The 11892-nt window shown below is 43.8% G+C and carries 4 protein-coding genes; all 4 read right to left on the bottom strand.

The genetic code is table 11. The annotated features are described in order from the left end of the window. Nucleotides 1–66 precede the first annotated feature (66 nt). A complete protein-coding gene (locus tag B1A85_RS16825) occupies nt 67–2574 on the bottom strand; it encodes a malectin domain-containing carbohydrate-binding protein (RefSeq protein ID WP_104547902.1) in 2508 nt (835 codons plus the stop codon). A 62-nt stretch (nt 2575–2636) separates the two neighbouring features. Beyond that, a complete protein-coding gene (locus B1A85_RS16820) occupies nt 2637–4784 on the bottom strand; it encodes a kelch repeat-containing protein (RefSeq protein ID WP_104547901.1) in 2148 nt (715 codons plus the stop codon). Nucleotides 4785–4818: 34 nt separating this feature from the next. Beyond that, nucleotides 4819–7626, bottom strand: a complete 2808-nt coding sequence (locus tag B1A85_RS16815) for an Ig-like domain-containing protein (protein WP_104547900.1) — start codon at nt 7624–7626, stop codon at nt 4819–4821. Nucleotides 7627–8220: 594 nt separating this feature from the next. Next, the gene (locus tag B1A85_RS16810) at nt 8221–11778 is read right to left on the bottom strand and encodes a DNA polymerase III subunit alpha (protein ID WP_104547899.1); all 3558 of its coding nucleotides are present in this window, start codon (nt 11776–11778) and stop codon (nt 8221–8223) included. Nucleotides 11779–11892 lie beyond the last annotated feature (114 nt).

The following is an 11892-nucleotide window of genomic DNA, read 5'->3' as shown; positions in this document are numbered from 1 at the left end:
ACGCACTCTTTGAGAGACTGTTCAATCTAAAGACAAACGCAATGTTGTACTTAATACTCAAACACTCTACACCGAACGGAAAACTTCAATTCCCGAAATAGCACCGAAATCCGTTTTTGCCTTGAGTTGAATATTGAGTTGACCGTCATTGACTTGTATGCCTTCAATTGGTACTCTTACTGCCTTCAAAGCCCCACCTGCAGCAGCTGTGATATCAAAGTTGTGGAGTACTGTTTTACCTTCCACAATGACATCAAACACGCGTTTGCCAACACCTCCAGGGACGCGATTTGGCGCACCCCAGTAGTTTTCGGAGAAGTGTAACCGGAGGTCAACCTTACCTGGTTGAACAGGTAATGCAAAGGAAAGTACGCGAGAAGACATCGGGATTGAACCATTGCCAATTTTTGCTCGATAGGTACGGTAAACAGGATCGAGCACTGTATTTTGAATATTAGGTGTGCCTAGCGTTGTTTCGGGCGAGGCATTTGACGGACTAAATAAACCTGTATCTGCTGACCACACAAAACCACCAGGAGTTTTGTATTGCGAGTTACTACCTACATTAATGCGATGGAGAACTTGCCGTTGTGCTGTGGTTTCATTCGAGGAAATTAAGAAGTTGTCAAAAGTTGCCGTGAATGGTGTCGAGCCTTTATTAGTAGTAATTAGCCCAGCTTTACTCTGAGCAGCAAAAAAGCTACCAATTTGACCGCCTTTGAGCGATACAACACCTGGTAGGAGAACAACATTGTTATTACCTACGCGATAGCCAGCGCGGACTGTTCCAGCTTGTGGATCGGTAAACAACTTCAACTCTAAAGACTGCAAATTACCAGGATTAGGAATCGCTGCCGTCCCGATTGTTTGCCCGACTCCCCTGTTTTCTTGGTAGAATTGGATACCCAATTGGTTATCTTGGCGGGCGATCGCGACGACTTTAATATAGTTATCTTGATCTGGACCAAGCATCACGCCTGCTTGCTGGTAACCTGCTTGAATGTTGTTGAATGGACCGAGTAGTTTGGTACTAATCACCGCTTTACTTGCTCGACCATCAAAGACAGTTTGCAATCCGTTGACGAGTGTATTGTCCTGACCGCCATTGCTACCGCTGGTCGTTGTAATCTTCAATGTTCCTGAACCACTTGTATTGAGGTCTATCAGGTTCGGGTTATAAGAAGTTATTGAGGTAAAAGTATCGTTTTTATTCAGTTGTGTTTTGGTAAATCCAATATTCTTGCCATTTTTGTCCTTCAACCCGTTAGCAAAGACATTCTCATAAGTTTTGTTGAAGTAAAATAGCAAGTCAGGCGAACCAGGAACTCTACCGCCTACTGAGGGATCTAACGCTGGGTTTTCTGGTTTAGCGTTGACCAACAAATAAACATTGTCGTTGTAGTCGAAGTTTTTACCTAGACCAACAAGGCTATTTCCAGGATCGGAAGCAGCTAGCCAAGTATGAGGAATCAAGGTACCTTGAGCATCGCGAATTGGATACATTCGCCAGTTGTGCGTTTGGTCAGGAAGATTTTGGGTGTAATCTGTCCAAGCACCTTCGTTACTATTAAATTGAAAACTGCGGTTTAGTGCAAAGGGACTGTTAGGAATGAAGCTTACTTTCTCAGGTGTAGGAGTGATACTTGCGTTGCCAACTAAGATTTTAGGGAGTAGTTTTTGATTTTCACCACCACTTAAATCGTTGCTACCAGGTACGTTATCAGCCTGCAATCGTCCAGCATGTTGATAAAGTAGACCGCTTCTTCCACCACTACCAGGTTTTGCCTGAAATCGAATAGGGTCATGAGAGCCATCGCTACGACCGCTATATACTGCTAAAGGCCACAATTGAACTGGTTTGGAATTGTCAGCACGTACCCAATAAGGCGAGTACACTTCATCTCCTAGGAGGCTTTTCTGACCGCCCAAAATATTGCTTTCACTACCGATATTCGTTGTCCAGCCAAAGATCCGAGTAATTTCAGCGACAGAAGCTTCATTATTTCCTTCGTAGTTTGCTGTATTCAATCCTGCAAGATTGACCGTTTTTGCTGGCTGACCATTGGTGTTAATTGTCAGCGATGCGTAGTTTTCCCCATTAAAGGTGTGTGTTGTGGGGGTAGTACTTAATTTTGCAGGTCGCTTCGGGGCGAATTGAACTGCAATATTGCGCGTTTCATTTGCTCCTAGGACAAACGGTTGCCCTGTAGGGGCATCTAAGATCTGAAAATCGGCAGCCCTTTGATGGTCTAGCGGTCTAACAGCATTGCTTTTTTCTTGCGAATCACCAAGATTTAGCGTAACGGTTAGCGGTGTACTTCCTGTGTTGGTCAGCGTTAAGGTTTTTGGGGCTCGGACTTCTCCTGCAACAGTGCTAAATACCATTCTGTTGGGGACGATATTAGCATCTGGGGTCAGGACTTGTAGGCTACTCCCACTGGCATTACTTTGGTTGAAGCTACTGAAGTTATAGGGATCTGCCTGAGTTGCCTGCAAACTACTGTAACTCGTTGAATGATTGAGAGTGAGATCAGTTGTTGAATTAATAGAAGGATTGAGTAGATCGGTCGCCATGGTTTGCTCGACTGTAAAGTGCCAAAAAAGTATACGGTAGTCAAAATTTCACTGGCTGCAGCTTAGGTAGCTGCTAAAACTTCGATTGCGGCAATCGAAGCAAAATCTTTTTCAGCTTTAAACTGCAAATTTAATGTTCCATCGTTGACTGGAATTCCGTTAATTGGCACAACAACTGCTTTGAGTGCACCACCACTTGCAGCAAAAATATCAAAGTCATTGAGTACAGTTTTGCCCTCCGCAATTACATCAAAAACTCGTTTACCTGAACCTCCAGGTGCCCGTCCTGGTGCACCATGATACAACTCAGCAAAGTGTAACCGGATATCTACATTTTGGGGCGTGCTAATTGGTAAGTTCAATGACAAAACGCGCGATGCCATGGGGGTACTACTGTCACCAATTTTGCCTCGGAACGTTTGATATAGCGTGTCATCAACTGTATTAGCGATCGCGGGAGTGGGGTTAATTGGACCGCCATTGAGTGCGACCGCATTCTGAGGCTGGAATAGTCCTGTATCTGGCGACCAAGTATTGCCGTTGCTATCCGTGTATGGCGTACTGCTACCTACGTTGATGCGATACAAGGCTTGTTGATTACTTGTGACCGGTATGCCCTGGAAGGAAGTTGCACTAAAACCTGGGTGTCCGCCGGTAAAGAAAATCTGGTTACCAAAATTGGCAGCAACGCCTGCCAGCCTTGGTTGTGGTAATGGCGTAAGTTCCTGCCACGAATTGGACAAAGGATCGTATGCGGTGACGTCAGCAATGTAAGCTTCGTGTGCGGTTTCGCCTCCAGCCACAATAATCTTACCGTTCATCACAAAAGTTGCACTAGAAATATGCGATCGCGCTTTCGGTAAGCTGGCAACTTCTTTCCATTGGTTAGGATTCGCAGGATCCCACACGTGTACAGAACTTTGAGTCACTAAGTTCTCGTCAACATCATGCTGACCCCCAATTGCGTAAATTTTACCTCCAAGAACGGCAACTCCTAAGTGCGTGCGGGGATTGGGTAAAGGAGTTGCTAATTGCCAGTTGGTTCCTCCGTTTAAGTCTAAAAACCAGTGCTCGCCTCGATCTTGACGATTGATGTTAGCACCACCAAAGAAGTGAAGCTTGCCATTAACAACGGCTAACCCACCCGATGCGCGTGCTGCAGGGAGTGCTGGCATTGCCGACCAAGAATTGGTGTCAATATTGTATTTCCAGACATCTTTAGTGGCATAAATCTGTCCGCTTGGTTCTTTTCCGACATAGCCACCTGCGATGTAGATATTTCTGCCGTCTACGGCTGGGACAATATGATTGACAGGCTTAGGCAAGTCTGCTATTCGCGACCAGGTGTTAGTTTGGGGGTCGTAGACATCTGAGCGGACGCTCGGCTGCCATTGACCACTGTAGCCGCCAAAGACGAATAATTTGCCATCAGCGATCGCACTTCCAGGTTCAGTTCTGCCTACTGGCATCGCTGTCCCACTACTCCAATTAATTTGATTAAAGTCGGGGTTGATACCGGTCACTGGTTTCACCCCAAAGTAATCAAAAGTGACATTGACGTTTGATGACTGACCTGTAAAAGCCAGAATACCTGCTCGCGAAGTTGTGGAGTCTGCAAACAAAGATGAACCTTGAGGACTGACCAGCTGCAAAGTTTGTAGACTCGTTGGTAGGGCTGTATCAGAGTTAACGCGGTATGCTGCTTGCAGCGTTTTAGTTTGCGGATCGCCTGTTAAGTATAAATCAAGAGTATTAATGCCTGCCCAGTTTAAGCCTGTAAGTTCGCCAACACTTGTTCCTACGCCGCTTTGCTCGTTGTAGAACTGCAGTTTGAGATTTTTACCATCATTCACTACCACAAGTTTGGCATAGTTATCTTGGTCTGAGCCTAGGAAAATACCGCCTTGCTTGTAAGCTGCATCGAGTCCAGTCACCGGACCTTTAATGCGCGTACTAATTCTAAATGGCTGAGTAATGGTATCAACAGCGACTTGCAGTGCATTTTTGAGATTATTAGCTGAGGCATTGCTACCTTGTGTTGCTGTTAATACGAGGCTGCTGCTTGCTGTATCTAGGTTAATCAAACTTAAGTCATAAGCATCACCCGTGCTATTGGGTTGTACGGAGGTAAATCCAGTGCCTAGACCATTTTTGTCTGCTAACGTTCCAGGAATTGGTGTTGAAAAATCAAAGCTCAAATCAGCAGGCATGATAGATACTCCTTTGACGATCGCCGTATTTTCGCTAGCTTACTTTTAGTAGGGAAATCTGTCCTGCAACACCCCCCTTAATAAGTTCTGCAACATACAAGTTGCCCGCATTAGTCTTTGTGTCTTCTACTAAATCCAAAGGATCGTTTAACCCAGAAACAATCCGGGTCACATTTCCTCTGGGAACATTGCCATTTGCACCAGGTTCAAGGGCAAGAATGTCATTACCACCGCTGTACTGCGTCACGAGTAGCTTGTTTTTCAGTGCACCCCCAAAAGTATTACTTTGGTATTCAATGACACCATTAGGTGATTTATTTCTGCCAAAATCGTACGCATAACCGCGATAGTTAGGATCTGGTTTGACGCCTACCGGATAGCCAGCATACGCCACCTTGGTCACAGGATCGACATAGCTTACAACTTCGGCTGGATCGACTCCACTTGTTGGATTACCGCCATTGAGAATGTACTCTCCGCGTTTGGGATTAGGATGACCGTAATAACCGCCCTCCTCTACTTTATATAAGTAGTCATTTTGCGTACCAACTTTCTGCAGTGCTTCATTTATTGAGGTTCGCGGGTCATTGGGAGTGTTGCCGTTGGCACCACTTCCATTTGTAGGAACGTATAAGTTACCGTTGCTGTGCCAAACTAAGTCATAGGCATTACGAATGCCAGTTGCATAAATTTTGACGGGCGCATTGACAGCAAAGGGATTGTAGTTACCCTGCTTACCGCCGTAGTTTTCTGTCTGAACATTAAAGCCGCCCGCTGGCGCATTTCTGTAGGGGTCAATTTGCAAAATAGCCGCACTCAGCAAGCGCTCAGGGCGATTTGCCCATGCCGTATCTGGCGCTCCCACAGCAGTATTGCTACCTTGCGTCAGGTAAAGCTTACCATCTGGACCAAAGGCAAGACTATTACTGAGGTGATCTTTAGCTGAGCGGGGTAAGCCAACAACGTAGTCTTGGATACTTGCATTAAATGAGTTTGTATTGGAGTTAAGAACAAGCTTGGAGACTGCTCCTGTAAAATCTTTGGCTGGTTGCGGAAATAGCGGATCGTTATGCGAAATCCAAAGATGGTTCGGATTTTTGGGGTCAAAGGTAATACCAATAATTGCGCGACCATCTAGCTTCGCTGGGGCAAAAGTCTGGAGGTTTGATAGCTGACCCGATCCAGCCTCAATGTTCCAACGGCGGATTTTACCGTCAAGTCCAGCAGCGTAGAGTTTGCCATCAGGACCAAGCGTTAAACTTGCTAGCGGTGCACCTTGATATACAGACTGTTTGGTGAAGTTGACTTTCGAGTCAATTGGATTGGTCGTAGTGTTACCGGTATTGAATGTAAAGCTATTGGTATTGAATCTTGTTCCAGATTCGTCTTTGACGTTATTTGTGACAATAAAGGTATAGTTAGTGTTTGGCGATAAGTTCTGGTTTGGTTGAAAGACAATGACATCATTGCCGCCACTCGTACCGACAATTCCAGAAACTTGTTGACCATCCTTTGTGCGATATAGCTTGACAGTCGATGAATTTAAGCTAGTGGGTTCAACGCCAATCCCTGATTGTGCCAGTGCTATATCTACATTAATTGATGTGTTGAGATAAGCTTTACCTTGAGGATCGCGGTCAACAGCAAATCCCGTAACCGTAGGATGTTTACCTGGAGTGACATTGAAGATTTCTAGAAAGTTGATCTTCGTGTTTGTCCCGCCGATCGCGTCAATTGTCAGCCTACCATCGTTGACATTAACTGTGACGGTTTCTAATTTGTACTCTTGCTGTGGAGTACTCTGAAATTTGTCGATGGCAGTTACGCCTTCGACTCGAATTGTATGTTTGCTGTCATAAACGCCATTTGGGTTTGGTCCGTCACCCACGCTGACAGTCACGCTATACGTCCCATTGGGAACTGCTATTTCCCACGCCGCCGCCGGATTGTTGAAGTACTGCATGTGCAGTAACGTATCGATGCGTTGGTCAACCCCTGGGCGATTGCGATCGCGAGCAAATTGCGCAATATTTAAAGGCGTGCGCGTGCCGCTTTTTACCCAACCATAGCCGCGAGCATTACTAAACGCAGCACCACTATCTTTGATATAACCTGATGGCAGATTGGCGGCATTTGGCTGAAAGTTGACTTTGATCTCTTGAGCAATCCCAAAGTTATCAAATGTGACTGCCACTTTCGGGGCGTTTGTTGTTGAAGCGAGAATTCCCGCAGCGGTATTGTTGGAATTCTCTAGAAAGAAGGGCGTACTTGCGTTAATCGTCGTGGACTTGTTGACAACAATCGGCGGTGCTGTGTTGGAGTTAACGCGGTATGCTGCTTGAAACGTTCTAGTTGCAGGATCTCCAATCAAGAAAAGATCGAATGTATTAATCTTGCCCCACTGAAAATGATTAATTTCTCTGATGCTTGAGCCACTTCCGTTTTCCTCTTTAAAAAACTGAAGCTTTAAACCGTTAGTACCGCCAGTATTAATTAAGACAAGCTTGACATAGTTATCTTGATCCGAGCCAAAGAATATTCCACCTTGCTGGAATGCGGTTGTTAACTTCTGTGGCGATCCTTTCAACCGAGTACTAATAACAAAGGGCTTAGTGTCGTCAATTCCATGCTGGAGTGCGTTTTTTAGCGAATTACTTGACCAAGCACTACTGCCTTTATTTGCAGTGAGTGTGAGAGTTTTCGCAGCAGTATCGAGATCGATATCACTAGGTTGGTATTGATCTCCACTACTGTTTTTTTTGACAGAAGTAAATCCGGTGCCTTGACCATCCTTATCTGGGATTGTGTTAGGAAGAGCAAAAGAAAAATCAAGGTTTAGCATCACAAATTCCTAATTATTTGACATAGCTGATACTGCTTTGGCTGATTTTTTAGGGCAGTGTCATGATGAGTAAGCCACGATTACGGCTTTGAAAAAAGTAAGATAAGTTCAGGTTTTGAATCGCTGATGTCTCATTTTCAATCCGTCGATCTCAGCCACGCCAAATAATCTTTGTTTGACGTAAGCTCAGGTTTTACCAATTATGGTTAGCTTAATTTCACATAACCCGATAGGGCATACGTAGTATTTTGACGTAGATACTCCTCTATGCAGAGAGTAAATATAGCCTTATGAGCGCAATCTTCACTGAATCTTCACAGAGCGACCAAAAACGTCGCACCATCTTCGAGAAATCTTTACTAAATCTTCATGTTTTTGTCGCGCAATACCTGGTAACTTTACACATTCCTGACATTTTACCAGTAAAATTACTTAAAATTTCAATAGAGTTAGTATTCTAAATAGCATAAAGCTGAAAGATCTTTACAAAAACTTTATAAGTTGGTACGCGAACAAACATAGCCTCAGGGCTGTTAATGGTCGATCGACCAACGCTCAACCACCAACTAGCAAAGAACATGCGGCAATCAATACTTAGCTTAATATTTGACTAATTGGTCGTGTATAAGCAGAAAAGCTAGCTGATTTGAGCATTTCGACGGTTTCTTGGCTGTTTTGAACCCAAAACTGTCGCCCAAAGCGTACTAATTGACTGCGATCGCCCAATTTCACAGACGCCAGAACTGGGATTTTTGCCTTGTCTTTCTCTCCTAGCTGTTCTTGCAAGATGCTTTTTAAACGGTGTTGATAATCAAGCGTCGCTGCTTGTTGAGGATCGAGTTCTACCATAACTAACTGTACCGTCTCAATCGGTTCAGCATCCTCTACAATCAACTGAAGTTGATCGTCACGCCGATCGACTTTACCCCAGACTACCATTTGGGCATCGGCTACAAGTGATGTGCCAATTCGTTCGTAAGCTTTCGGAAAAACAACAGCTTCGGTTTGTCCGGTTAAATCTTCGATTTGTAAGATTGCCATGCGATCGCCTTTTTTAGTGACCACTGGTTTAATACTGGTCAACATCACGACAGCACAAAGTAAAGTACGATCGTGCTGATCGCCGAGTTGGGATAAACTGATCGGTGATAAAAGTCGCGTACGCGCTCGCAGTGACTTCAACGGATGATCCGAAACGTAAAAACCAAGAAGTTCTTTTTCCCATCGCAGTTTTTCCATTGGCGGATAGTCTGCTACGGGTGGGGCTTTGGGTGCTAATTCGTAATTAGTGTTATTGTCATTGTTTGCTATCCCGCTCCAATCGAATAAATTAACTTGACCGCTAGCACGATCTTTCGCCCGCGATTGCGCCCAGTCGATTACCAAATCAAGATCTGCAATCAGTTGCTTGCGATTTGCTTCGAGTTTGTCAAACGCACCACAATGAATCAAAGCTTCTAAAGTACGACGGTTGACAGCGCGTAAATCAACGCGATCGCACAAATCAGCGAGCGATTGAAACTCACCGCCCTTTTCACGGGCTTCTAAAATACACGCGATCGCACCTTGTCCGACATTTCTTACAGCTGATAAGCCAAATAAAATTTTGCCTGCTACCGGTGTAAAATCGACGCCAGAGCGATTAATGTCTGGTGGCTCGATCTGAATATTCATATTCAGACACGTAGACAGGTATTTTTGAATTTTATCGGTATCGCCACTGTTTGCCGTCAGCAGAGCTGCCATGTACTCGACAGGATAGTTTGCTTTTAAATACGCAGTTTGATAGGTGACATAACCATAAGCCGTCGAGTGCGATTTATTAAAACAGTATTCTGCGAATTTGACCATCTGGTCGAACAATTCTTCAGCCACTTGCTTTCTGACACCATTTTTAGCTGCACCATCCACAAAAGCTTCTCGATGTTTTTGCATCTCGGAAACTTTCTTTTTACCCATAGCGCGGCGTAACAAATCTGCTTGTCCTAAGGAATATCCTGCCAAATCTTGAGCCATTTTCATGATTTGTTCTTGATACACCAAGACCGCGTAAGTTTCGTTTAAAATTGGCTCTAAAAGTGGATGGATGTATTCTATTGCTTCGCGACCGTGCTTGCGGTTGATAAATTTGGGAATCAGCCCAGCATCAAGAGGACCAGGACGATACAAAGCTAAGATTGAAGAAATATCTTCGATACACGAAGGCTTTAAATCGCGTACAATTTGTCGCATTCCCGAAGATTCAAGTTGAAAAATCCCCTCAAGTTCACCTTCTTCAAGAACTTTGTAGGTTTTTTCGACTTCTCTTGGCATTTTTTTGACTTCGCCCTTGGCTAAGATTTTTTGAACCTTTCTTTCTTCCAAAGGTAAATAGTCGGGGTCAATATCAATATTTTGATTTTGTTTAATTAATTCAATGGTTTTTTGAATGAGTGTTAAATTCTTCAATCCCAAAAAGTCCATTTTCAGTAATCCCAGCGATTCCAAGTCTTCCATGAAATACTGGGTAATCACTGAACCATCATTGTTTCTTTGTAGTGGAACAATTTCGTCTAGCGGTTCAGAAGAAATGACTACTCCCGCTGCATGAACGCCGAAGGTTTTGTTAGTTCCTTCTATGCGAATTGCCATATCAACCCAGTGGCGGACTTTGGGATCGTTTTCATATTTTTCTTTAAATTCTGGTGCTGGAGTAGCATCAGAAATCATCACAGAAAGTTTAGTTGGTTTACCCCGCACAACCGGAATCAGCTTCGCCATGCGATCGGCTTCACCATAGGGAATATCTAGTACCCGCGCCACGTCTTTTAAGACAGCTTTGGAAGTCAAGCGGTTAAAAGTAATAATTTGAGCAACTCGCTCTGTTCCGTATTTTCGCGTAACATATTCAATAACTTCATCGCGCCTTTCGATACAAAAATCTGTATCAATATCCGGCATTGATTTACGCTCAGGATTCAAAAACCGCTCAAATAACAAGCCATGATGAACAGGGTCAATATTTGTAATTCTTAAAGCATAAGCAACTAAAGAACCAGCAGCCGAACCTCGCCCAGGACCAACCGGAATTTGATTATCTCTCGCGTACTTAATATAGTCCCAAACAACTAAAAAATAAGTAGAAAAGCCCATTTGTTGAATCATTTTTAGTTCATAATCCAACCTTTCTTTATATGTGGGGTCAATTTCATTACGCGATCGCCGATTAAATCGTTGTAGCATTCCCTCCCAGACGACTTCTTCTAAAAAAGTATCGGCGGTGTGTCCTGCGGGAACCGGATAATTGGGAATTCGCGGTTCGCCCATGATATGGTATGGTTCTACTTTGTCAGCAATTTCTACTGTCGTTGCGATCGCTTCTTGAATCGCGTCATCGGGTAGGTGATCGCGAAACAGTTGACTCATCTCTTCTGCTGATTTGAGATACTCTGTCCCGCTGTAGCGCATGCGGTTGTCTTCCGAAATTAATTTTCCTGTCTGAATGCACAACAACGCGTCATGGGCTTCTACATCAAAGCAAGAAATATAATGCGAATCGTTTGTCGCAATAAATTTAATTCCTAATTCTCGGGCAATTTTAACGATTTCAACATTAACAATTCTGTCTTCTTGCGAACCGTGATCTTGAATTTCTAGATAGTAATCATCTCCAAAGATATCTTTATATTCTTGTGCAACTTTACGTGCAATGTCTAATCTTCCTCGCAAAATCGCTTGCGGAACCTCTCCTCCTAGACAAGCGCTCGTAACAATTAATCCTTCACGATACTCTTTTAATAGCTCTTTGTTGATACAAGGACGCGAGAAAATTCCTTTGCCTTGAATACCTTTCAAGTGCGAGATTGTTGTTAACTTAACAAGATTTTTGTAACCTTTTGTGTTTTTTGCTAAAACAACTTGGTGATAGCGAGGACGACGTTTCTTTTCCTCAATATCTCCATTAATGACATACATTTCATTGCCAATAATTGGTTTGACGTTCTTATTTCGGCAAATTTTAATAAGTTCGATCGCACCATACATCACGCCATGATCGGTAAGTGCGATCGCTTTCATTCCTAACTCATGAGCTCGCTCAACGAGTGCTGGTATTTGACTTGCACCATCGAGTAGGCTGTAATCGCTATGAATATGTAAACCTACGAAAGACATAAACTTTATAATCAGAGAATTAAAGATTGTACTTCAAGCCACTTCAAAAGACTTGCCTACGGTTAAAGGTTCTGGCAAAGTTTCACCATCTTCTATGCCGATTCAACCACAACC

This window comes from Chroococcidiopsis sp. TS-821 (assembly GCF_002939305.1).
In the GTDB taxonomy this organism is placed as follows: Bacteria; Cyanobacteriota; Cyanobacteriia; order Cyanobacteriales; family Chroococcidiopsidaceae; genus Chroogloeocystis.
The sequence above is the reverse complement of the archived record's forward strand: the minus strand, read 5'-3'. Positions and strand labels throughout refer to the sequence as shown.